Genomic DNA, 20,694 nt, shown 5'->3' on the forward strand with positions numbered 1-20,694 from the left:
GCCGGGAAAGGTTCCTAGGCCAAAAGCCCGACTTCGCGTCTCGGTTCCAGGGAGCGGCCCTTTCGAGGGCCGTTCTTGGTTTCTAGCGGTAGTTCAGCGACGTTGACACTTACGTGTCAGCCGCGGTGAGGTTCGACCGAAGCCGACTTCCAGACCGCATACGCGTGGTCGCGGGCGGCAGTGGCGTCACGGAGCAACTTCTCCGAGTCGCTGTAGATGTCCAGCAACAGCCAGAACATGTCCACGGCGTGGACCGTGTTCCCGATCTCCGGGAACAGCACCAGCGGTTCAGTCCGCTGCAAGACCCTGTTGAGGGCCACTTCGAGGTACCGCTGAGCGGTCTTGATCATCTTGATCTCGTTGCACTTGGCCACGTACTCGGTACGTGCCTGATTCGCTGTGACGGTTCGGTCTTCCATCGGCTGCGACATGACTACCCCTCGCTTGGCAGTTGCACGAATCACGGGACGAGTGGAGATCAGGCCTTCGCGTTACCGGCAGCGTTCAGCGACTTCGCCTTGTAGGCAACACCGTTCCGCCCGTTGGTAGCCCACGGCATGGCAATCAGCTCGACCGGCATGACGACGGCACCCACGTTCACCTTCGGGGCAGCATTGCCCGCCAGAGTCACGTTGATCACCTCGCCACCCGTCTCGTCAAGCGCCATCACCTGAACCGTCCAGAGCAGCTCGTTAGTGTTCTTGTCCGCCTTCTGCCGGCCGTTCTGGTCCTTCTTCTCCTCCACAGCCTTCGTGACCGTGAACGACTTGCCCGTGATGTCGACGTTGAGGTTCATGGAATCGCCCCTTCTAGGCGTCTAGGGCGAGCACCTCTCGTGATGCTCACCTCTACTGTGAGCAACACTTTATAATGAGTAGTACAAGCTGTCAACATGCTGGCATCTCGACACGCGGACCCCACGCTCCGCTGTGAACAGAGGAGGGTGGGAGACTTGTCCTGATGAGTAGCAGAAGGGAGATGCGGCCATGACCAACTTCACGGGTCGTCCTGCCTACCTGCAGATCGCTGACGACATTCGTAGTCAGATTCTTGAAGGCACTCTTCAAGCCGGGGATCAACTGCCTAGCGAACCCGGTCTGATGGCCGACTACGGTGTTTCTCGAATTGTCGTTCGGCAAGCTCTTGAGGTGCTTCGCTCTGAGGGACTGATAGTCAAACAGCAAGGGCGCGGCTCATTCGTACGCGAACAGCAGCCAGCTAAGAAGCGAGTACTAGGAAGTCTCTATTCAGAGAGACCAGGCTCGTCCCCGTTTGCGGCAGCCGCCTCGGCAAGCGGACAGGTTCCAGAGTGGGACTACCAATCCAGACGGACGACCGCGTCCAAAGCGATTGCTGACCGGCTCAACATCGAACAGGGTGACCCTGTAATGCGCACCAGCTATCGGTTCTTGGCTGATGGGGCCCCGGTCATGCTGTCGACCTCCTTCGAGCCCTTAGCGATCACCGGAGGCACTCCGATCGAGCAACCCGAGGGTGGCGCGATCACAGGTGTAATTCCCAGGATGGACAGCATTGGTGTGCGCATCACCCACGTAGGCGAAGACGTCACTGGCCGTTCTGCGAGGCCTTACGAGGCTGAGACGCTAGTGGTTCCTCCTGGAGTGCCCGTACTTGTTATCGAGCGTACCTACTACGATCACGATCGTCCGGTAGAGACAGCGGACATCATCGTGTCTTCGGATCGGTACATCCTCTCGTATCGCCTTGCTATTCCTGAGCGGTAGAAACCATTTCCTGTTAGCTACCACCACATCTACCGCCCAGTCGCCCTGACAAGTTTCTCTACGTCTTCAAGACGGGCCCCCTCGGGGGCCCGAAATGCGCGCCGCCACCGTAGGGCGGGCCGCCTGCCCTCCACTGCGCTAGCGCTCCGTTCTGGGCGCGTCCCTTGGCCTGGCGCGCACGTGCAGCAGGGTGCCGGGTCGAAGACAGCAGAACTCGCCGTCAACGGCTCGACACCCTGATCGGTGCACCACTCACTGAACCGGCCGGCACCCGCCGCCGATGGCTGGACATGCCTGCCGTCTGACCGTGGGTTACCGGATCGTCCCGACAGCAATCATGGGAGGGACGGCCCTACGCAGCGCGCGTCAAGGGCGCCTACGGCGTCGCTCCGCGATCGAGCAAGCTCGACCCTGGACACCCACCGCTACGGTCCTTGGGCGGCAGCTATCGGGACGATCCGGCGGACTGGCCGCGGTTGACACGTAACCGTCAACTTGGGCTGAGGTAGCGACCCCGCGCAACACGTCGACCCATGGTTTAGGCCATAGGTTTCAACGCAGAACGATGAACAATGGCGCGGCACATCGAACACTGGACCGACACGGATTCCCAAGCTGGCAACGGTTGTGAGCATCATCGAGCAATGACGCCAGGTGAGTAGCCGAAAAGCGGGGGTTAGGGGTTCGAGTCCCCTCACCGGCTCTCTCACCAGGACATATGCCCTGGCGGCGATGAACTTTTAGGCCCTAACTCGCCGTTTACTCGCCGCTTTGCCTCTCCGAACGTCAGATTTGTCATCAGAGATCAGGGCCGACCGACGGTTGTTGATCCTGCTCATGGATCTGCCTCAGTGCCTCGTTGAGGATGCGAGCCGCCTCTGGGTTGAGCACCTTTCGACCGACGTAGGAGTTCATGGTGGTGGTCGTGTCGGCTTGGCCCAGCTGGTCCGCGATCTTGCGAGCGGACTGCCCGCCGTCGTCCAGGATGGTCGCGGTTGTCTTCCGGAACTTGTGTGAGGTCACCCAGGCGAGTTCATCCGCGAGCGATGGCAGGCCGGCCAACTCCACTGCCTCCAACAGGGCCGCGCGGTCTGTCCTGGCCAATCTGTACATCTGAGCCAGGACGGCAGCCTCCTCAGGCCCCACCTTGACCCTGCCCGTCTCGATCAAGCTGATCCGGGTCGTACGCCAGCCCAACTTGGCCACGACCTCCTCTTGCGTCATACCAGCGGCGCGCCGGAACTCCTTCAGCGTCTTCCCGAGCTCGGCACGGCGGCGACTGCCGACCGGTCGACGCGCACTGCGCAGCGCCTTCTGCACGTTGTGTGGATCCCGAAAGCCTCCGACCGAGTCCGGGAACAGCGGTGAGTCGGGTGGCGTCTCAGGCGTCCACCGCGCGTTCACCATTTCCAGCGCCCAGTCGGGCAAGATCAGTTGACGCTCTCCGGCCGCCGTTTTCACCTCTCGCCGTACCAGCCCCTTTCCGACGAGGCGCTGGATCTGGTGGCTGCAGTCGACGAGCCCGGATCCTCGATCGATTCCACTCCAGATCACCGCAAGCGTCTCGCCGATCCGTTCGCCAGTTGCCAGCATGAACTTGCTGATGTCGATCAGGTCGGCCCGGACGGCGCGCTCGTCCTGCCTGAGAAGCTCGAACCACTGCTGCCGGTCCTCGGCGTCCAGTGCTCTGGCCGGCGTACGCCGCTTCTTCCCCAGGGGCTCGATCTCTCGTACCGGGTTGTGGGTGAGGGCGCCGTACCGGACGGCGAGCGCGAACACACCGGTCAAGATGCTCTTGCACGTCTTCGCGCTCGCGACCCCCACCTCATCTTTGATGCCGACCAGGACGGTGTTCACCCGCGGAATGGTCGCCTCTACCAACTGAAGCTCCCCGATCCGGGGCGTCAGGTTCTTCGCCGTCTGATATCCATAGGTCTCCAACGTCCCCGGCGCAAGCCACCCACCGTCGACCTTGTTCTTGACCTCCGCGAGGTACAGCCCGATCGCCACAGCCACGCGATCGGTGGACTTCAACACGGCAGCGCCCTCGGTTCTCACCCGAGTCTTCAATCGCTCTCGAAGCTTGTCTTTCGCGTCAGATCGCGATGTTCCCCAGGCCGCCACCTTGCGAGTTCGCCCGTCGAAGTCACGGAACCGGGCGTTCGCCTCGTACTTCGTCGCGCGCCCTCGGTCGTCGCGGCTGGCCACAACCGTCGTGATCTCCCCCCACGTCCCGATCGGCAGTGGACTCCTCGGCACTTGACCTCCCGTGATCAGCGCCTGCCCGACTTCCGGACAGTCACGCGATCAACGGCTGAGCCAGGGGTCGGGATGCCATTCTTCAAAGTGGTGAGCTTTCCTGCTGAAACGTTGGCAACGGGTGGTACTTGAAGCGTGCTCTCGGCGGGTCAGTGTCGCCAGACCTTGATGGCTGACAGGACGAGCAGGAGAACGAGTAGTGGGATCAGGACGCTGGCGGAGACCACACCGAGGAGGAGGCCGCCGACGATGGTGCCGGCGATCGACCCCGCGGTCATGGACGTGACGAAGCCGAGGTTGGAGCGGAGGACGCTGAAGCTGTTGTCTCGGCTGTAGCGAGCGAAGGCGACCAGCATGGTGGGGAGCGAGACCGCGAGCGACAGGCTGCCGGCGACGGTGATGTCGACGCCGAACAACAGCACGATGGTGGGGATGAGCAGCTCGCCGCCGGCCACGCCCATGAGGGCCGCGACAATGCCGATCGCCAGTCCGGCCGCGGCTCCGGCCGGGACCCGGACGACGTCGGGCAGGTCGGGTGAAGGCAGGGTGCCGAGGTGGTTGGCGGCCAGTGCGGCGGCGATGACCACGAGCAGCGCGGCGAGCACGCGGTAGAGCGTGGATGAGCGCATTCGGGTTGCCCAGGTGGCGCCGAGCCAGGCGCCGGCGAGGCTTCCGGCCAGCAGGTTCACCACGATTGGCCAGTGCGGCGTCAGCTCGCTCACTGGCACTGAGACCAGGCGGGCGGGGAGCGCGGTGAGCACCACGACGAGGCTCATGGCCTTGTTCATAATCACCGCTTGCAGGGCAGCGAAGCCGAACAGGCCAATGAGTAGCGGCAGCCTGAACTCGGCGCCCCCGAGGCCGATCAAGCCTCCGAGGGTGCCGATCGCTGCGCCGGCGGCGAAAGCGGCGATGCCTGATCGCCGGACGGGGGCAGTGGCAACCGGTTCGGGCGGGGTCTGCATAGCTGCATCTAACCGCCGATGTCGGTGTCGTGCGCTGTGAGGGCGGCTGATGTCGGACCGCGGGACAGGCTGGACGTCGCGTCCGTTGGAGTGCGGAGGCGTCGCACACGCCGACTAGGTCGACACGCACTGTGGTGGTAGGTCTGCGGCCCGAGCGATGAGGAGGGCGTTGCGAGAGGCGCGGGGCCGGCCGGATCCCGTTGCTGTCTGAGCCGTGTGGCGATCACCGAGGGGTCAGGTTGCCGTGCACGGATTGACCGGGAAACAGCCAGGCAACGACGGGATGCGCAGATGACTGGACCAGCACGACCGCGCTCGGGTTGCGTGGCGTGGCGGGAGCTGGACACCCATCTTCAGCATCAGACACCGTTGCATCTAACACAACAGTGACGAGTCGTGGCTAGAGGCAACCAGCATCTTCAGCGCCAGCGCCAGCGCCTCCGCTCCTGCCGAATCCCGACGCGAAAGCCATCGTCGCCGGTATCACAAAGTGTCGGAACGTCCTTTGGCTGCAACTCTGCTCGATACAACGAAGGTTGATGAGGTGCTCCCACGGACTTGTCGATCTGGCCCGGTGTGCGCTTGAGGAGAGGTGGTTCAGGCGAAGAGGCGTGGAAGGCTGCGCGCGGTCAGTACGATGCGCGCGAGGCTCGCGGAGATGGCGAGGGCCATGGACCAGGTGATGGTGGGGGCCGTGGTTGCGACCGTGGCGAGCATGCCGAGGTCGAGCAGGATCATGGCGATGCTCGCGGGTCCGACGAGTTGACCGGTTGTCGGGTTGTTGCTCGTGGCCACTGCTAGGAGTGTGGCTGCCACGGTGACGAGGATGGCGCCGTAGGCGATGGCGGCGGTTGCCGGGATCTGCCACTGCCAGGCTTTCGTGGTGATGAGAGTGGTTCCCCACAGGAGTGCGAATGCCGGGGCGGTGGCTAGCAGGGCGATCGCGGTGCGCCTGCCGGGGGCCTGGTGAGCGAATGCGGTGGCGACTTGGGCTGGCTGGCCGAAGTCGGCGATGGCCCATTGGGCTGCGTCAGTCGGGGGCAGGCCGCGGCGCAGGTGGTGCTGGAACGTTTCTTCGAGGCCGTCGGCGAGTTCCTCTACGGCCGCGGCCGGGAGGAGCCGAGCGAGTTCGTCCAGGTAGTCGTGGATCAGTTCGTGGTTGGCCATGGGCCTGGCTCCAGCAGCGAAGTGACCGCGGTCGCGAACTTGCGCCAGTTGGCGCGGTCACCGGCCAGTTTCTGATGCCCGTCGTCGGTCAGTTCGTAGGTGCGGCGTCGACGCCCGTCGACTACCGACCAGGACCCGGCGATCAGCCCGGCTCGTTCGAGGCGATGCAGCGCCGGGTAGACGGTGCCGGTGGGCAGGTCGAACCGGCCGCCGCTGCCGTCGCGCAGTGCTTCCTTGATCGCGTAGCCGTGCCGGGGTCCGTCGGTCAAGGTGGCGAGCAGCAGGACATCAAGGTGCCCCTTCAAGGCTTGCGCATCCGCCTTCATAGGTAGCTATCCTACAACAAGCGCATAGGTAGTAAACCTAGCTATAGGCGGTGGTGTCATGAGCGAGCCGGCGATCGTGGCCGAGGGGCTGGTAAAGCGGTTCGGAACTGTCGAAGCGCTGTCCGGTGTCGACCTGCGGGTCCCGGCCGGATCGATCCTGGGATTGCTGGGACCGAACGGCGCAGGCAAGACGACTACGGTCCGGGTTCTCGCGACACTGCTGCACCCGGATGCCGGTACTGCGCGGATCGCGGGTCTCGATGTGGTCAGGCAGGCGGTCGCGGTGCGGCGCCGGATCGGGTTGGCGGGACAGTACGCGGCGGTCGATCCGTATCTGACGGGCCGGGAGAACCTGCAGATGATCGGGCGCCTTTCGGGACTCAATCGCGCAGCTGCTCGAGCTCGGGCCATCGAGCTGCTCGACACTTTCGATCTGGGCGCGGCAGCGGACCGGCTCCTTCGTGGCTATTCGGGCGGTATGCGCCGGCGGCTGGATGTCGCGGCCAGTCTGGTGGCCAAGCCGTCGGTGTTGTTCCTGGACGAGCCGACAACCGGTCTCGATCCGCGGGGCCGGATCGGGTTGTGGCACACGATCGCGGCTCTGACCGCGCAGGGCACCACGGTGTTGCTCACCACCCAGTACCTGGAGGAGGCCGACCAGGTGGCCGACAGCATCGTCGTCATCGACACGGGCCGGGTGATCGCCGAGGGAACGTCGGAGGAATTGAAGGCGCAGGTCGGTGGCGACCGGCTCGAGTTGCGCGTGGCATCGGGCGTCGATCCGGGTGTGGTGGCAGGGGCGGTGGCCGACCTCGGCGCCGGACCACCGGTCGTCGATTCGGGCGAGGGCACGGTGGTGATGCCGGTGATCGACGGTCCGGGTGTGCTCGGTGAGGCAATGGCCAGGCTGTCGGCGGCCGAGTTGCGGGTGACCGACGTGGCGCTGCGCAGGCCGTCGCTCGACGATGTCTTCCTGGCGTTGACCGGTCAGTCGGCAACCGCTGGGTCGGATCTGGCCGAGGCTGGGAGCCTGTGATGACTCTCGGACCGGTGGTGTCTGCCTCGCGATCAGTCGATGACGCAGCTGCGACGGATGGTGCCAGAGCGTGGGGCGTGCGGTGGTTGCTGGGTGATGTCTTGGTGATCACGGGCCGGAATCTGCGGCGGCTGGTGCGGGTGCCGACGTTGATCGTGTTCGCCACCGTGCAGCCGGTGTTGTTCGTGTTGCTGTTCACCTACGTGTTCGGCGGGGCGATCCGTCCGTCCGGGGTCGAGCATTACGTCGATTTCCTGTTGCCGGGGATCTTCGTGCTGGCGATCGCGTTCGGTGCTTCGCAGACCGGGGTGGCGATCGCGGATGATCTGGCCACCGGCATGATCGACCGGTTCCGTGCGCTGCCGATGACCCGGTCCGCGGTACTCGCCGGGCGGACCGTGGCAGACGCGGTGCGGAACTTGTTCGTGCTGCTGCTGATGACCGGTGTCGGGTACGCGATCGGGTTCCGCTTCCACGCCGGGCCTGTGGCGGCAGCCGGTGCGATCGGGCTGGCGTTGCTGATCGGGGTTGCGTTGTCGTGGATCAACGCTCTGGTGGGCTTGCTCGTTCACGACGCGGAGACGGCCGGGCTGGCCGGGCTGATGCCGGTCATCGTGCTGGTGTTCACCAGTTCCACTTTCGTCCCGATCGCCACGATGCCGGGCTGGTTGCGCGCGTTCGCCGAGATCAATCCGGTGACTGTCACGGTCGACGCTTTGCGCGCTCTGGTGCTCGGTGGCCCGACCGCCGAGCACGTGTGGCAGGCCCTCGCCTGGATTGTCGGGCTGCTTGTGGTCACCGTTCCCGTCGCGGTGCTCCGGTACCGCCGCACCGTCGCCGGCTGACTCTGCAGGTGATGCCGTGGCACCGTCACAGCCAGAGGGGCGCAAGCCAGCCGAGCGCGACAGCGCCGACGTACAGGAGTCCGACGACTAAGGCGACTACGCGGCGGCGGGCGATGAGCAGCATGCCGCTGATCGCGCCGACGCTGGTGCCGGCGCCGGTGATCAGGAACGCCAGCGCCGGGCCGGCGCCCATGCCACCGTCCATCAGGGTCGCCACCAGCGGCCGCGATCCGTCGGTGTTGAGGTAGACCGGGATGCCGATCAACGCGGCCAGCGGGACGGCCAGCACGGAGTCTCCGCCCAGGTAGTCGGTGAGCCAGTGGGTCGGTACGGCCTCGATCAGCAGGTAGCCCAGGGTTGCGAAACCGAAGAAGAACAAGGCCAGGCGACGGCCCGTGACGAGAATCTCGCGTACCAGCAGGTCGAGCTTGTAGCGCGCGAGCACGGGGGTGCGCCGGAGCGGAACCGCCAGCGTCACGACCGGCGCAGCTTCACCTGACGACGCTGCGGTCGCGCAGCATGACGGCTCTGGATCGGCTTCCTGTGCCGGCGCTTCGCAGCTGCTGGCGCAGGCAGTACCGCTTTGCCTGCTGCTCATCCGGGCCTGACCGGCAAGCCAGCCGGTGCGCTCGATGAGGAAGGTGACGACGCCGGCGACGAGGCCGAGAACGATGGCCGCGACGAAGAACGTGAGCGCGAACGAAGCACCGAACAAGCCCGTCGACAGCACGAGCTCTTCAGGGCTGGTCAGCGGCGAGGATACCATGAATGCGACGACCGGTGCCCACGGAACATGAGAGGCCATCGCGCCCAGCACGACTGCGGTGGTGCCGCACGAACAGAACGGGGTGAGTGTCGCCAGCGCGACCGCGCCGAGCACGGCGATCGGAGTGCTCTTGCGCAGCCAGGTCGCGAGCCGGTCGGTGCCGACGTAGACGACCAGGATCGAGGCGATGATGATGCTGGCAGCCAGGAACGGCCACACATTGGTGAACGTCGTCCACACGTCACCGCTCACGCGTCCCAGCAGGTGCAGCACTGACTCGATCATGAAGGCGCACCGTCGTGCCGGTTATCGCACATCGTGAGGAGGGCGCCGAGGCGGTTCAGTGCGATCAGGTCGGCGCGGTAGTTGATCCGGTTGCCGTGCCGGTCGCTGTGGATGAGCCCGCCTTGGCGAAGGACCTTCAGATGGTGGCTGATCGTAGGTCCTGTGACGCTGAACCCGCTGGCCAGCTCACACACGCACAACGAATCGGTCCCGCAGGACGCGATCATCGACAGAAGCCGCAGCCGCACCGGATCACCCAGTGCCCGGAACGAGGCCGCCGCTACGGCCGCCTCCCTTTCGCCGATCGGCTCGGTGCTCAGCGCCCGGCCAGGTTCGGCGATGGTCAGCAACATTGGTCGAGTTGATGGGCGGGCTTCTCGATCGGCAGGCCGGCATCGAGCCAGTCCTGTTTGCCACCGGTGTAGCGGTGAACGTCGCTGTACCCGAGCTCCGTCAACCGCTGCGCGACCCGCAGCGAGGCATCGCAGTCGGCACTACCGCAGTACACGACGACGCGGCGGTCCAGGTCAGGTAGCAGCGTCTTGGCCAACTCGACAACGCGCCGGGGCCGAATGTTCACCGCCCTCGGCAGATGTCCCTGCGCGTAAACGTCTTCGGGCAGCGCCTCGACCACCACGGTGTTGCCGGCGGCGATCAAATCAGCCACCTCGGCGCGGTCAATTTCTGAAACAGGCATGACGGAACCCTCCGATGGCGCTGGTGTGATTGAAGTGCGGGTGATCCGGGAGTAAGCGCGGGTCAGGCGGTCGAGTCGGTCAGGCACCACGCCAGATCGATCAGACCCACCACGCAGCGGTCATCGATGCGGTACCAGATCCGGTTGCCGTCTCGGCGGGACGCCAAGATGCCTTTGTCGACCAGGCGCTGCAGCTGGTTGGAAACTGCCTGCGGCTTCAACTCCACCGCCTCGGCCAGCTGAGTCACCGACAACTCCCCGTCGCGGACCAACGCGTGCAGCAGCCGCAGGCGGGTGTCGTTGGCCAGCACCTTGAACAGGCCTTCCAGCCGTGACGCGTCCACCGGACCGATCAATGGACGGTCGGCCAAGGCCGGCCGCCGATCGGCCGACACCACTCGTTCACTCATGAGTTCACTATTACACGAGTCGGTGTAATAGTGAAGTGTTCGTGGTGGTCGTACGACCGGGGCTTTCGGTGTCGCAGTGGAGTGGATGAGCTGATGATGGCTGTATGACTGTTGCGGAAGAGACGTTCCAGCCGTCGGAGCCGGGGTGTTGGTGCTGCGGTGGCGAGTTCGAGGATCGCGACTTGGTGCGGCTGGGGGCGCACCCGGAAGTCGGGGTCTGCATTGGGTGTGCGAAGTATTTGCAGCGCCGCGCGGCCGAGCGCGAGGACGAGCTGCGGCCGTCACGGGGTGCGCGGGCGCGGGCTGTGGTGAGGGGTGTGCGTGGCTGGGTGGTGGGTCGGCGCTGGCACGATCTGCCGGTCTTGGGGCGGTTGCTGCGTCGGATCGACCGTCACTTGCCTTAGGCAGAGCTGGTGTCAGATTGCGAGGAGCGGGTGGAACAGGCGGGCGGCGAGGTCCTCGGCGTCGGCCCGGTTGAGGATTTGTCCCGGGATAGTTGGGTGACTGCTGGCCCAGGCCTGCGCCGTGTCGTGGTCGGTGAAGAAGTTGAGGTAGTCGCAGCAGCAGTCGGCTGACGGGCCGCCGCCGGCATCGGCGCCGATGAAGACGACCGCCTGCTCGGGCTGCCAGGTGGTGCGGCCGCTGGTGCTGGTCACGGTGATGGGTTGCCGGGTGGTGTCGTCGACGGACTCGATCCGGGTGTCTCGTCCGAGCATGGGCGCGATGCCGAGCGCGTCGATCGCGCACATCGCGTAGACGTCGACCTCGCCGCCGTTGGAGTCGGCGATGTGGACGCGGTGCCGGGTCGCGGTGGCTGAGAACGGGTACGCGACGGCGATCTGGCCGTCGGCGTCCAGCCGGATCGCGTCGGCTTCGTGCAGCGCGGTCAGCACGTCGTCCACGGTTCTGTTGCTTTCGGCAACGAGCGCGTCCAGGTCTTTGCCGCTGGGTGGAACAGCGTTGGCCGCGAAGGCGCGCAAGATCGCCTGGTGTGCTGCTTTCTCGACCGGATCCAGCGGGACGGCGCGGGTGCGCCAAGCGCTCAGGACCTCCCCCGGCGCCGGGGCGCCGACGTGGCCAGCCGCTGTGATCGCGGCGCGCAGCTGGGCGGTCGACGGGGCGGGCACGATCCGGCCGGCCTCGTCGCGGTAGAGCCGGCACGACACCCCACAGGCGCAGTCGTCGCCGGCGCCGGCGAACGGGTCGGTGCCGTCGATCAGCAGAGTCGGTGAGCCGGCCATGCCGTACCGGGCGGCGTCTGCGTCGGTTTCGATCAGCCGGGTGGTGACCGGCAGATCGGTGACCTCGGCGAGGCGTTGCAGCATCGGCGACAGGTTCGGGCAGTCCGGTACGTGCAGAACTTCGAAGTTCATCGGGTTGCCTCCGGGCGATGGTCGATCGCTTCCAGCAGCGCGCAGTTGCGGTCGGCGCGGGGCAGGTCGCAGGTCGCGACCAGGTCGGCCAGCGAGTCGTGCATCCGTTGCAGGTCGCGGATCCGGGCCTCCAGGTCCGCGCGGCGGTGCTCGGCCAGCGCCCTTGCGGCGTCGCATGCGTCCGGGCCGCCGTTGTCGAGGTGCAGCAGTTCCTCGATCTCGTCGAGGGTGAAGCCGAGTTCCTGGGCGCGTTTGATGAACCGCAGCAGTTCGACCGTGCTCGGCGGGTAGTCGCGGTAGCCGCCCGGAGTGCGCGGCGGTTGCGTGAGCAGTCCTCGGCGCTCGTAGTAGCGCAGCGTCTCGGTGTTCACCCCGGCCTGGCCGGCCAGCTCACTGGTTCGCATGAACCCATCGTCAACCCTGGACCCAACTACAGAGTCAAGGCTGCTTTTCGAGACGCAGTGGCGAGGCCATCTTCGCTGAACTCGATCGAGTCGGTGCGGAGCGCTGGATCAGCTGAGCTTGAAGCTCACACGCCGATGAGGAAGAGCACTCCGGCGGTGATGAGGCCGAGTTCGACGAGGAGGACGAAACCGCGTTCGCTGATGCGGTTCACGAACTTCTTGCCAACCCAGGCGCCGGCGAGGGTGGCGGGGGTGAGCGCGGCGCCGTAGATGAGCACGGTGTGGGTGATGAGGTCCCCGGCGCCGTAGGCGGCGATCTTTGACAGGTGCATGGTGAGTGCGCTGGCGGCCTCGGTGCCGATGTAGGCGGCCCGGGTCAGGCCGTAGGCGAGGAAGAACGGGGCGGTCAGCGGACCGACTGAACCGAGCAGCGCTGAGCCGAGCCCTGACGCGGCGCCGACACCGACGAAGCTGTGGTCGGGTGGTTTTCGGGGGCGCCGGTTCAGCCGGCGCCAGATGACCACACCGATCAGGAACACGCCGAGCAGCCGTTTGAGCGGGCTAAGCGGAGCGTGTGCGAGCAGCAGTCCACCGACGACGGCGAGCGGGACGGCTCCTGCGGCGAACCAGCCGATGAGCGGCCAGTGAAGTTCGCGGCGGTTGAACCAGACCCGGGATGCGTTGCTGGACAACTGGGTGATGGTGAGCATCGGGACGGCGACTCGGAGCCCGAACAAGGCGGTGAACACTGGCAGCAGCAGCACCCCGCCACCAAACCCTGCCACCGCCGACAGCAGCGCCAGCGTAAACGCGGCGGCCGAAGCGGCAAGAAGAGTAGGGAGTTCGTGCATCACCGCCTCAGCTTGGCAGACCGCGCCGACCAAGAGGCGGGTGCGCCTACCTGCACTGAACTGGTGAAGTGTTGAGGGAAACGTCGGTCGCTACTCGTCGTGTCTGGTGGGGAGCAGCCCCAGTTGGGTGAGTCGGTCGAGATTGTCTTCGAGGGTCCAGGTGTCGGCGATGCGGCCGTTGTCGATTCGGTAGCGGTTGACCTCGTCAATGGCCACGAACCGGCGTCCGGTGGGTGGGTGCCCTAGCCAGGTGCCGGTGTGAGTGGCGGTGCAGGTGAAACGCCCGATCACGATGTCGCCTTCGGCGAGGAGTTCGATCGTGTCCATGCGGACGTCGGGGAACGAGGCCCGGAACGGCTCGATCCACTCCCGGGCCGCCGAAGCCTGGTCGGGGGTGTAGAGGTCGTCGATCAGGTCGAGGTTGCCGCCGTTGAGGACTTCATCGACCAGGCGCTGCACGACCGCTTTGTTCGCCGCGAGCACGGCTGGTGTGCTCACGAGGCGCTCCGAGGCGCGTACATGATGACGACGACTCCGATCAGGCAGATCGCGGCGCCGGCCAGGTCCCATCGGTCGGGGCGGAATCCGTCGACGAGCATGCCCCAGGCGAGGGAGCCGGCGACGAAGATGCCGCCGTAGGCGGCCAGGATGCGGCCGAAGTTGGGGTCGGGCTGGAAGGTCGCGACGAAGCCGTAGGCGCCGAGGGCAAGGATGCCGCCGGCGATCCACCACAGGCCGCGGTGTTCGCGCCAGCCTTGCCAGATCAGCCAGGCGCCGCCGATCTCGGCGATGGCAGCCACAACGAACAGCGCGATGGATTTGACGATCGTCATGGGTCAGAACGTATCCACCGACTTGTCCGCCGCGCGACTCGCCCCGGTCCGCGGCGGGGTCGGCGGCATGCCGAGGTCGATCGGTCCGGCCGGGGCCGCGCAAGTGGCGTTGCGTCGTCTGCGCAGCACCAGCACCATCGCCACCATCGGTGCGACAGCGATGACGGCCAGTACCGGCATCCACACCGCACTGGCCAGCGAGGCGATCGACAGGCCGCCGAGCGCAGCCAGGACCGGCCCGGCGCAGCACGCCGCGCAGGCGCCGACCGCGGCGGCTGCGGCACCGGCCACCTGCCACGGCCGGTGGGTCTTCGGTGCTTGATTGGTGTCAGCAGCAGTCACGGCGCGGCTCCGGTTCGTCGGCAAGTTTCAGGTGGGTGCCGGTGGGCGCCTCGGCGGCCAGGTCGGCGAAGGGCAGCGGGCAGCTGGGGCTGTGCGCGCAGGCGATCAGATCGTCGCAGCCGGCATCGAGCGCGGTCCGAAGCGACGCGGCGATCACGGTCAGGTCAGCGATCTTGGCTTCGACGTCGACGAGCTTGTCCCGGGCCCGGGCCTGCAAACCTTCGTCGGCTTTCGCGCCGTGGTGGTGACGGCCGGCCTCCAGCAGGTCGGAGATCTCCTCCAGGGTGAACCCGAGCCGCTGCGCGGCCTTGATCACCCGCAGCACGGTCACCGCTTCCGGCGGGTAGAGGCGATGACCGCCGGGGCTGCGATCAGGTTCGGCCAGGAGCCCTCGGCGTTCGTAGTAGCGCAAGGTTTGCAGGTTCACCCCGGCCGCGTCAGCGACCTGGCCCGACCGCAGGCCTCCGTCGACAGTGGTCATGTCAGCCCGCTGCCCGTGCGCCATGACCGACCGCCGCTGTGGCGCGGGTGGCGAACGCGTCCAGCACCGCGACGTGCGCGGCCGGGACGGTCACCGTCATCTCCACCACGTCGCCGACGGGAGCGAAGTCGAACCCGAAGAACGAGCAGCAAGTGCTCTCTCGACTGGCCAGGTCGCGCGCACGCGCCTCGGCGTCCGCGGCGACGTCTAGCCGCAGCGTCGTGGCGTCGATACGCTCCGCGCCGCGGACGGAGGAGGAGAACAGGTCGTCGAACTCGGCGACCCGGATCGGCTGCTCGACGGTCGGCAGCGTGCAAGAAGCCGGAACCCAGTCGAGCCCGGTCGAGGAAGGGCTGGTGTCTGAGGTGCACATACCTCGACGGTAAACCTGTACCCCAGTACCGGATGCAACCCCGATCTCACCCTGTTGGTTCAGCGGCAGTTCTGCACGTAGGTCTGTGGTCGGCGAGCGCTGCGGCGCCGCCATGCTCGTCTGCCCTGAGCTACGCGCGGCCTCTGGCTTCGACTAGGCGCGTCTCGACGTTGCTGATCATCTCTTCGATCCGGACGCCGGGGCCGATCATCGACTGAAGTTGCGGTGGAGGTCAGCAGCAGTTCTGGAGGTATGCCTGGAGGTCGGACAGGGCTGCGGCGGCGCCGGCCTTGTCGGCTCGGTAGAGGACGGCTTTGCCTTCGCGGCGGGAGGTGACGATGCCTCCGCGGCGGAGGAGGTCGAGTTGCTGCGAGGCGGTGGACTGGCCGATGGCGGCTTGTTCGGCGACCTCGTTGACGGACAGCTCGGCGCCGCGGGCGAACAGGAGCATGATGCGCTGGCGGGTCGGGTTCGACAGGGCCTTCAGGAAGTCGTGAGTGGCGGGCCGGAGCTCCGCCGGTTCTGCGGGAGCGCAGGTCGCGCTGTCAGCCTTCTTCGCCATGGGGTCCAGCGTAGCCAATATTGAGGTTTCGTCATATAACGATATTGGGATATGTTTGGTTCATGACTTCTGACTCTGTGGTGATCATCGGCGGCGGCCAGTCCGGGCTTGCCGGCGCGTTCGCCGTTCGCGACGCCGGGATGCGTCCGGTGCTGCTGGAGGCCGGCGATCGCACCGTTGGATCCTGGCCGAACTACTACGACAGCCTGACGCTCTTCTCGCCGGCTCGGTACAGCGGCTTTCCCGGCGCGCCGTTCCCTGGTGAGCAGGACCGCTACCCCACGCGGGACGAGGTGGTCTCCTACCTCGACAAGCTCGCCGCGGGACTCGACGCCGAGGTCCACCTCAACACTCGCGCTACGGCGGTGGAGAGCTCCGCCCGCAGATTCGTCGTACGGACAGCTGGCGGTGAGGAGTTCCCGGCTGCCGGTGTCATCTGTGCCAGCGGATCATTCAGCCGGCCGTACGTGCCGCAGATCCCCGGCGACTTCACCGGCCAGATTCTCCATGTGGCGCAGTACCGCGATCCTCAGCAGTACGCCGGTCAGCGGGTCGTCGTGGTCGGTGCGGGCAACTCCGCAATCCAGGTCGGCTACGAGCTGGCCGCGTTGGCCAAGGTGACCCTGGCCGTACGGCGACCCGTCCAGTTCGTGCCCCAGATCCGCGGCGGCCGCGACATGCACTACTGGCTGCACGCCCTACGCCTGGATCTTCTGCCACCTTCGATCCTGAGCAGGCTTGTCCGCGGGACCCTGGTCTTCGACACCGGTATCTACGGCGACGCGCTCAAGTCGGGGCTGCTCGACCAGCGGCCGATGTTCAGTCGGTTCGACGGTGATCAGGTGGTCTGGGCCGACGGCAGCCACGAACACGTCGACACCGTCATCATGGCGACCGGCTATCGACCGAACCTCCCGTACCTGGAGGGTCTGGGCGCACTCGACGACACAGGCCTGCCCCTGCACAAGCGCGGCATCTCGCTCACGCACCCGGGCCTGGCCTACCTCGGACTCGAGTTCCAGCGCTCCTTCTCGTCGAACACGCTGCGTGGAGTCTCCCGGGACGCCCAGTACGTCGCCAAGGCGCTCGCTAGCGCAGGAAGGTAGGGCCGGGCAGAAGAGCGCGAAGAGTCTGCAGCTGATCCGGCACGATCGAGTACCAGGACCACAGACCGCGCTTGTCGCGCGCCAGGATTCCGGCCGTCACAAGGATCTTGAGGTGGTGGCTGATCGTCGGCTGACTGAGCTCGAGCGGCTCGGTCAGGTCGTTCACGCACGCCTCGCCGTCGGGGCTCGCCTCGATCATCGCCAGGAGCTGCAGGCGGGTGGGATCCGAGAGGGCCTTCAGTACGACGGCCAGCCGCTCGGCCTCGTCGCGGCCGATCGCGACACCGGTCACCTGATGCGAGTCGCCGCTGCTCGGCGCACCGACCCGCTCGGCGCCTCGACGTGTACTCACGTCAACAGTCTAGATCGCTGCCACCGCAGAAACCTATCGGCCACGAATATGTTCACCCGCCAGACACGAACTGGGCCGGCCGCCCCGTCGCCGAGGCGGCCGGCCGCGATCAGGAGCCGATCTCGCTTCCGTCGGGCCGCCAGGTGACGATCACCGCGGGCCGGGCGAAGTCGCCGTCGGGCCAGGTGCTGGCCGGGTTGTCGACCGAGGCGCCGGTGATCTCACCGGGATGCTGGACCGAGACCACGACCGACTTGTTGTCCGGTACGACGTACGCCGACGCCTGCTCCGCGCCCCGCGGAACCGACAGGAACTGCTTCGCCTTCCCCCGGTCCGGCCCCTCGACCGCCACCGCGAACAGTCCGTCGTGGAAGTTCGTGCCCGCGTGGTCGACCAGCGCGTTGCCGTCGGTCGAGATCCACAAGTTGCCGTGGGCATCGAAATCGAGATTGTCCGGGCACGAGATCGGCGAGACCTCCGTCTTGTCGTAACCCGCGAAGTACGTCGACGGGTCGGCCGGATCGCCGCAGACGATCGGCAGTGACCAGGTGAAAGTCTCGCTCGCGTGGTTGCCGCCGATCTCGACGAGCTCGAAGACCTGGCCGTGCTTGTTGCTCTTGCGCGGGTTGGCCTCGTCCGCTGCCGCCTGACCCGCGGCGCCGCGGTTGCTGTTGTTCGTCAGCGCGACGTACACCTTGCCGGTCAGCTTACTGACCTCGATGTCCTCGGGCCGGTCCATCTTGGTCGCGCCGACCTTGTCCGCCGCGAGGCGGGTGTGCACGAGCACCTCGTCGATCGCCATCCCGGGCACGAGTGACTTGCCACCACGGGTCAGCGGGATCCACGTACCGGTTCCGTTGAACGCTCCGTCGCTCGGCAGCTTGCCGGACCCGTCGATCTCGGAGGCGCTGGTGAAGCCGAGCTTGGCGACGTACAGGCTGCCCGACTCCAGCAGACGGCTGTTGCTCTCGCGATCGGCCTTGGAGTCTCCGGTGCGGAGCTTGCGGTCGGAGACGAACTTGTAGATGTAGTCGAAGCGCTCGTCGTCTCCCATGTACGCGACGACGTAGCCGGACTTCGCGACCACGACAGCAGCACCCTCGTGCTTGAAACGGCCGAGAGCGGTGTGCTTGCGAGGAGTCGACTGCGGGTCGTAAGGATCGACCTCCATGATCCAGCCGAACCGGTTGGGCTCGTGCGGGTTCTTCGTCACGTCGAAGCGGCTGTCGGCCTTGTCCCAGTAGCGGCTGCCGGACGGGTAGCGCTTGGTGATGTCGATGCCGTACCGCGCGAGTGCGGGCTTGGCGTCCGCCGGTGCACCGTCGGCGCCGACGAAGTACTGGTTGAAGTTCTCCTCGCCGGACAGGATCGTGCCCCACGGCGTCAGTCCACCGGAGCAGTTGTTCAGCGATCCGAGCACTCGTACGCCGCGAGGATCGGCGGTGGTCCGCAGCAGCTGCGATCCGGCCGCCGGGCCGGTGAACTTCATCGGCGTCGAGGCGGTCAGCCGCCGGTTGTAGCGGCGTCGGCCTTGGCTGACCACGCGCCACTCGCCGGTGCGCTCGACCCGTTCGACCTCGACGACGCTCATGCCGTGCGCGGCGAGGGCGATCCGCATCTGTTGCGTGGTGGCCGTCGCGCCGCCGGCGTAGCCGCGGAACATCAGTTCCTCGTTGGTGTACTCGTGGTTGACCACCAGCAGGCCCCGCGTGAAGTGACGGTCGAGCGGCACGATGACCAGGAAGTCGTTGTTGTACCCGAACTGACCTGCCTGGGCCGTCGGGCTCTGCCTGTCGATGTCGAAGGCCGGAGCGCCCGGCAGGATCGGGTCGCCCCAGCGAATCAGGACCTTCTCGTCGTACCCGTTGGGCACGATCACAGTGTCGAGGGTGTTCGGCGGGATCGCCTTGAAGGTCAGCCCGGCGCCTGATCGGCTGCCCGCCGACGATGCGGCGGAACCGCCCGACGGCGCAGCAGCTGCCGGTACGGCGCCGGCAGCACCGGCGCCGATCACGAGCGCGCCGACGGCGCCCGCCTTGAAGATGCCTCGCCGCGAGACCTCCGCCTTGACGCCGTCGGCGAAGTACTCGTTGCCGGACGAGTTCGGCGCCGGGTGCGCGCAGGCGTTGCCGCACCGGTAAAGACAGGTCATCGAGCTGCGGCCTCCGTGGCCGTCGGCCAGCGGCAGCAGCCGGCGTGGCTCGTCTGCGAGCGTCATGCGTCCCCTCCAGAGATTCGAAGCAGTCGCGGCGACGCTAACAACTGGATAGGCGTTCATCTATGTAGTTGTTGGTGGCCAGTCCGTGACCATCAGGTGAACGACCGCCGATCGAGGTCGACTCGTCACAGTCGGAGCGCCTGTACATCGAGATTCGTCTATATAGAGCCTGGAGATCACCGCCCGTTCACCTGCCGTTTACATCGAACTTCTTCGATCTAGTTGTTACGTGAAACGCGTGGCAGCTCGCGGTGTCCCGGACACGGGACCTAACTCAGGAGGGGTGCCCGGTGGTCATCCGCCCGGTCAAGCACTTGCGATACGTCGCCGTCACGGCGGCGGCCCTGCTCGCCCTGTCGGCGTGCGGTGGGAACAACAACGAGACGCCGGCCGGCAGCGGTGGAGGCAGCGGTGAAGCGCTGTCGGGCCAGGTCGTCGTCGACGGCTCCAGCACGGTCGAGCCACTGACCGCGGCCGCGGGCGAGCTCTTCAAGGAAGAGCAGAAAGGCGTCGACGTCGCGGTCGGCACCTCCGGTACCGGCGGCGGCTTCAAGAAGTTCTGCGCCGGCGAGACCGACATCTCGAACGCGTCCCGGCCGATCAAGGACGAGGAGAAGGCGCTGTGTGACAAGAACGGCGTCAAGTTCTCTGAGCTCCAGGTCGCCAACGACGCGCTGACGGTCGTCGTCAACAAGGACAACGACTGGGTCGATTGCCTGACTGTGGCCCAGCTGAAGAAGATCTGGGAGCCGGGGTCGAAGGTGAAGACCTGGAACCAGGTCGACCCGAAGTTCCCGAACGAGGCGCTCCCGCTGTACGGCGCGGGGTCGGACTCCGGCACCTTCGACTACTTCACCGGTGAGATCAACGGTGAGGAAGGCAAGAGCCGCACCGACTACAACCCGACCGAGGACGACAACGTCACCGTCCAGGGTGTCTCCGGCGCCAAGGGTGCGCTCGGGTACTTCGGCTTCTCGTACTTCGAGGAGAACGCGGACAAGCTGAAGGCGGTCAAGATCGACGGCGGCAAGGGATGCGTCGAGCCCTCGGTCGCCACCGCGCAGGACGGCAGCTACACGCCGCTGGCGCGTCCGCTGTTCATCTACCCCTCCGACAAGGGCCTGGCCAAGAAGCAGGTGCTGTCCTTCGTCGAGTTCTACCTGGAGAAGAACCAGGAGATCGTCGAGGCGGCCAAGTTCGTGCCCCTGACCGACGCCCAGAAGACGACGGCGAAGACCGAGCTGGACAAGCTGAAGGCTCAGTGACGATGCCGGACACGACGGCGGTTCCGTCGACGG

At 66.4% G+C, this 20,694-nt stretch carries 26 protein-coding genes; 5 read left to right on the forward strand and 21 right to left on the reverse strand.

Features of this window, described 5'->3' with window-relative positions:
• Window positions 1-116: 116 nt before the first annotated feature.
• Window positions 117-350 (reverse strand): hypothetical protein, encoded by a 234-nt coding sequence (locus tag HDA39_RS35970; protein WP_184802922.1) that lies wholly within the window; start codon window positions 348-350, stop codon window positions 117-119.
• A gap of 128 nt (window positions 351-478) precedes the next feature.
• Window positions 479-796 (reverse strand): hypothetical protein, encoded by a 318-nt coding sequence (locus HDA39_RS35975; protein WP_184802924.1) that lies wholly within the window; start codon window positions 794-796, stop codon window positions 479-481.
• A gap of 190 nt (window positions 797-986) precedes the next feature.
• On the opposite strand from HDA39_RS35975, the gene HDA39_RS35980 reads away from it, so the two are divergent.
• Entirely contained in the window at window positions 987-1,745 is a 759-nt protein-coding gene (locus tag HDA39_RS35980) for a GntR family transcriptional regulator (protein ID WP_184802926.1), read from the forward strand.
• 798 nt (window positions 1,746-2,543) lie between these two features.
• Here HDA39_RS35980 and HDA39_RS43950 read toward each other — a convergent pair.
• The 4 genes from HDA39_RS43950 to HDA39_RS36000 form a co-directional block, all read right to left on the reverse strand.
• Entirely contained in the window at window positions 2,544-4,004 is a 1,461-nt protein-coding gene (locus HDA39_RS43950) for a helix-turn-helix domain-containing protein (RefSeq protein WP_184802928.1), read from the reverse strand.
• A 149-nt stretch (window positions 4,005-4,153) separates the two neighbouring features.
• Window positions 4,154-4,969 carry a sulfite exporter TauE/SafE family protein gene (locus tag HDA39_RS35990; RefSeq protein WP_184802930.1) on the reverse strand — a complete coding sequence of 272 codons (816 nt, stop codon included), beginning with the start codon at window positions 4,967-4,969 and terminating at the stop codon, window positions 4,154-4,156.
• 597 nt (window positions 4,970-5,566) lie between these two features.
• On the reverse strand, window positions 5,567-6,136 hold the full coding sequence (locus HDA39_RS35995; RefSeq protein ID WP_184802932.1) for a hypothetical protein: 570 nt from the start codon (window positions 6,134-6,136) through the stop codon (window positions 5,567-5,569).
• Window positions 6,118-6,462, reverse strand: a complete 345-nt coding sequence (locus tag HDA39_RS36000; RefSeq protein ID WP_184802934.1) for a PadR family transcriptional regulator — start codon at window positions 6,460-6,462, stop codon at window positions 6,118-6,120. The genes HDA39_RS35995 and HDA39_RS36000 overlap by 19 nt, the downstream gene beginning before the upstream one ends.
• A 58-nt stretch (window positions 6,463-6,520) precedes the next feature.
• On the opposite strand from HDA39_RS36000, the gene HDA39_RS36005 reads away from it, so the two are divergent.
• A complete protein-coding gene (locus HDA39_RS36005; RefSeq protein WP_184802936.1) occupies window positions 6,521-7,498 on the forward strand; it encodes an ATP-binding cassette domain-containing protein in 978 nt (325 codons plus the stop codon).
• Between the two features lie 104 nt (window positions 7,499-7,602).
• The gene (locus HDA39_RS36010; protein ID WP_337926141.1) at window positions 7,603-8,343 is read left to right on the forward strand and encodes an ABC transporter permease; all 741 of its coding nucleotides are present in this window, start codon (window positions 7,603-7,605) and stop codon (window positions 8,341-8,343) included.
• A gap of 25 nt (window positions 8,344-8,368) precedes the next feature.
• Here the strand turns inward: HDA39_RS36010 and HDA39_RS36015 are convergent, their stop codons facing one another.
• The 13 genes from HDA39_RS36015 to HDA39_RS36075 form a co-directional block, all read right to left on the reverse strand.
• Window positions 8,369-9,394 (reverse strand): permease, encoded by a 1,026-nt coding sequence (locus HDA39_RS36015; RefSeq protein ID WP_184802939.1) that lies wholly within the window; start codon window positions 9,392-9,394, stop codon window positions 8,369-8,371.
• Window positions 9,391-9,747 carry an ArsR/SmtB family transcription factor gene (locus HDA39_RS36020; RefSeq protein ID WP_184802941.1) on the reverse strand — a complete coding sequence of 119 codons (357 nt, stop codon included), beginning with the start codon at window positions 9,745-9,747 and terminating at the stop codon, window positions 9,391-9,393. The genes HDA39_RS36015 and HDA39_RS36020 overlap by 4 nt, the downstream gene beginning before the upstream one ends.
• Window positions 9,738-10,091, reverse strand: coding sequence for a rhodanese-like domain-containing protein (locus HDA39_RS36025; protein WP_184802943.1), 354 nt, complete (start codon window positions 10,089-10,091; stop codon window positions 9,738-9,740). The genes HDA39_RS36020 and HDA39_RS36025 overlap by 10 nt, the downstream gene beginning before the upstream one ends.
• A 62-nt stretch (window positions 10,092-10,153) precedes the next feature.
• Entirely contained in the window at window positions 10,154-10,501 is a 348-nt protein-coding gene (locus HDA39_RS36030) for an ArsR/SmtB family transcription factor (RefSeq protein ID WP_184802945.1), read from the reverse strand.
• A 416-nt stretch (window positions 10,502-10,917) separates the two neighbouring features.
• On the reverse strand, window positions 10,918-11,874 hold the full coding sequence (locus HDA39_RS36035; RefSeq protein ID WP_184802947.1) for an alkylmercury lyase family protein: 957 nt from the start codon (window positions 11,872-11,874) through the stop codon (window positions 10,918-10,920).
• Window positions 11,871-12,278 (reverse strand): MerR family transcriptional regulator, encoded by a 408-nt coding sequence (locus tag HDA39_RS36040; protein ID WP_184802948.1) that lies wholly within the window; start codon window positions 12,276-12,278, stop codon window positions 11,871-11,873. Before HDA39_RS36040 ends, HDA39_RS36035 begins: the two co-directional genes overlap by 4 nt.
• Window positions 12,279-12,403: 125 nt before the next feature.
• A complete protein-coding gene (locus HDA39_RS36045) occupies window positions 12,404-13,129 on the reverse strand; it encodes a sulfite exporter TauE/SafE family protein (protein ID WP_184806877.1) in 726 nt (241 codons plus the stop codon).
• Between the two features lie 90 nt (window positions 13,130-13,219).
• Entirely contained in the window at window positions 13,220-13,627 is a 408-nt protein-coding gene (locus HDA39_RS36050) for an ester cyclase (protein ID WP_184802950.1), read from the reverse strand.
• A complete protein-coding gene (locus HDA39_RS36055) occupies window positions 13,624-13,962 on the reverse strand; it encodes a YnfA family protein (protein ID WP_184802952.1) in 339 nt (112 codons plus the stop codon). Before HDA39_RS36055 ends, HDA39_RS36050 begins: the two co-directional genes overlap by 4 nt.
• Window positions 13,963-13,965: 3 nt before the next feature.
• Window positions 13,966-14,304 carry a hypothetical protein gene (locus HDA39_RS36060; protein ID WP_202893221.1) on the reverse strand — a complete coding sequence of 113 codons (339 nt, stop codon included), beginning with the start codon at window positions 14,302-14,304 and terminating at the stop codon, window positions 13,966-13,968.
• The gene (locus HDA39_RS36065) at window positions 14,291-14,785 is read right to left on the reverse strand and encodes a MerR family transcriptional regulator (protein ID WP_184802954.1); all 495 of its coding nucleotides are present in this window, start codon (window positions 14,783-14,785) and stop codon (window positions 14,291-14,293) included. Before HDA39_RS36065 ends, HDA39_RS36060 begins: the two co-directional genes overlap by 14 nt.
• Before the next feature lies 1 nt (window position 14,786).
• The gene (locus HDA39_RS36070; RefSeq protein WP_184802956.1) at window positions 14,787-15,158 is read right to left on the reverse strand and encodes a hypothetical protein; all 372 of its coding nucleotides are present in this window, start codon (window positions 15,156-15,158) and stop codon (window positions 14,787-14,789) included.
• A 232-nt stretch (window positions 15,159-15,390) separates the two neighbouring features.
• The gene (locus HDA39_RS36075; protein ID WP_184802958.1) at window positions 15,391-15,720 is read right to left on the reverse strand and encodes an ArsR/SmtB family transcription factor; all 330 of its coding nucleotides are present in this window, start codon (window positions 15,718-15,720) and stop codon (window positions 15,391-15,393) included.
• A 62-nt stretch (window positions 15,721-15,782) separates the two neighbouring features.
• Between HDA39_RS36075 and HDA39_RS36080 the strand changes: the two genes are divergently transcribed.
• Window positions 15,783-16,826, forward strand: coding sequence for a flavin-containing monooxygenase (locus HDA39_RS36080; RefSeq protein ID WP_184802960.1), 1,044 nt, complete (start codon window positions 15,783-15,785; stop codon window positions 16,824-16,826).
• Here HDA39_RS36080 and HDA39_RS36085 read toward each other — a convergent pair.
• Window positions 16,810-17,178: a metalloregulator ArsR/SmtB family transcription factor gene (locus HDA39_RS36085; protein ID WP_184802961.1), complete on the reverse strand. Its 369-nt coding sequence runs from the start codon at window positions 17,176-17,178 to the stop codon at window positions 16,810-16,812. The two genes, HDA39_RS36080 and HDA39_RS36085, sit on opposite strands and share 17 nt — an antisense overlap.
• 109 nt (window positions 17,179-17,287) lie before the next feature.
• Window positions 17,288-19,396: a PhoX family protein gene (locus HDA39_RS36090; protein WP_184802963.1), complete on the reverse strand. Its 2,109-nt coding sequence runs from the start codon at window positions 19,394-19,396 to the stop codon at window positions 17,288-17,290.
• A gap of 290 nt (window positions 19,397-19,686) precedes the next feature.
• Here HDA39_RS36090 and HDA39_RS36095 point away from each other — a divergent pair, with 290 nt between their 5' ends.
• Window positions 19,687-20,661 (forward strand): phosphate ABC transporter substrate-binding protein PstS family protein, encoded by a 975-nt coding sequence (locus HDA39_RS36095; protein ID WP_184802965.1) that lies wholly within the window; start codon window positions 19,687-19,689, stop codon window positions 20,659-20,661.
• The last annotated feature ends 33 nt before the right edge of the window (window positions 20,662-20,694 follow it).

The sequence above is a fragment of the Kribbella italica genome, from assembly GCF_014205135.1.
GTDB classification, from domain to species: Bacteria; Actinomycetota; Actinomycetes; order Propionibacteriales; family Kribbellaceae; genus Kribbella; species Kribbella italica.

Coding starts and splice junctions, on each gene's coding strand:
- HDA39_RS36005 (WP_184802936.1), top strand. CDS start 6,521: ATGAGCGAGCCGGCGATCGTGGCCGAGGGGCTGGTAAAGCGGTTCGGA.
- HDA39_RS36045 (WP_184806877.1), bottom strand. CDS start 13,129: ATGCACGAACTCCCTACTCTTCTTGCCGCTTCGGCCGCCGCGTTTACG.
- HDA39_RS35980 (WP_184802926.1), top strand. CDS start 987: ATGACCAACTTCACGGGTCGTCCTGCCTACCTGCAGATCGCTGACGAC.
- HDA39_RS35995 (WP_184802932.1), bottom strand. CDS start 6,136: ATGGCCAACCACGAACTGATCCACGACTACCTGGACGAACTCGCTCGG.
- HDA39_RS36015 (WP_184802939.1), bottom strand. CDS start 9,394: ATGATCGAGTCAGTGCTGCACCTGCTGGGACGCGTGAGCGGTGACGTG.
- HDA39_RS35970 (WP_184802922.1), bottom strand. CDS start 350: ATGATCAAGACCGCTCAGCGGTACCTCGAAGTGGCCCTCAACAGGGTC.
- HDA39_RS36035 (WP_184802947.1), bottom strand. CDS start 11,874: ATGAACTTCGAAGTTCTGCACGTACCGGACTGCCCGAACCTGTCGCCG.
- HDA39_RS35975 (WP_184802924.1), bottom strand. CDS start 796: ATGAACCTCAACGTCGACATCACGGGCAAGTCGTTCACGGTCACGAAG.
- HDA39_RS35990 (WP_184802930.1), bottom strand. CDS start 4,969: ATGCAGACCCCGCCCGAACCGGTTGCCACTGCCCCCGTCCGGCGATCA.
- HDA39_RS36075 (WP_184802958.1), bottom strand. CDS start 15,720: ATGGCGAAGAAGGCTGACAGCGCGACCTGCGCTCCCGCAGAACCGGCG.
- HDA39_RS36080 (WP_184802960.1), top strand. CDS start 15,783: ATGACTTCTGACTCTGTGGTGATCATCGGCGGCGGCCAGTCCGGGCTT.
- HDA39_RS36040 (WP_184802948.1), bottom strand. CDS start 12,278: ATGCGAACCAGTGAGCTGGCCGGCCAGGCCGGGGTGAACACCGAGACG.
- HDA39_RS36065 (WP_184802954.1), bottom strand. CDS start 14,785: ATGACCACTGTCGACGGAGGCCTGCGGTCGGGCCAGGTCGCTGACGCG.
- HDA39_RS36000 (WP_184802934.1), bottom strand. CDS start 6,462: ATGAAGGCGGATGCGCAAGCCTTGAAGGGGCACCTTGATGTCCTGCTG.
- HDA39_RS36020 (WP_184802941.1), bottom strand. CDS start 9,747: ATGTTGCTGACCATCGCCGAACCTGGCCGGGCGCTGAGCACCGAGCCG.
- HDA39_RS36055 (WP_184802952.1), bottom strand. CDS start 13,962: ATGACGATCGTCAAATCCATCGCGCTGTTCGTTGTGGCTGCCATCGCC.
- HDA39_RS36025 (WP_184802943.1), bottom strand. CDS start 10,091: ATGCCTGTTTCAGAAATTGACCGCGCCGAGGTGGCTGATTTGATCGCC.
- HDA39_RS36070 (WP_184802956.1), bottom strand. CDS start 15,158: ATGTGCACCTCAGACACCAGCCCTTCCTCGACCGGGCTCGACTGGGTT.
- HDA39_RS36030 (WP_184802945.1), bottom strand. CDS start 10,501: ATGAGTGAACGAGTGGTGTCGGCCGATCGGCGGCCGGCCTTGGCCGAC.
- HDA39_RS36090 (WP_184802963.1), bottom strand. CDS start 19,396: ATGACGCTCGCAGACGAGCCACGCCGGCTGCTGCCGCTGGCCGACGGC.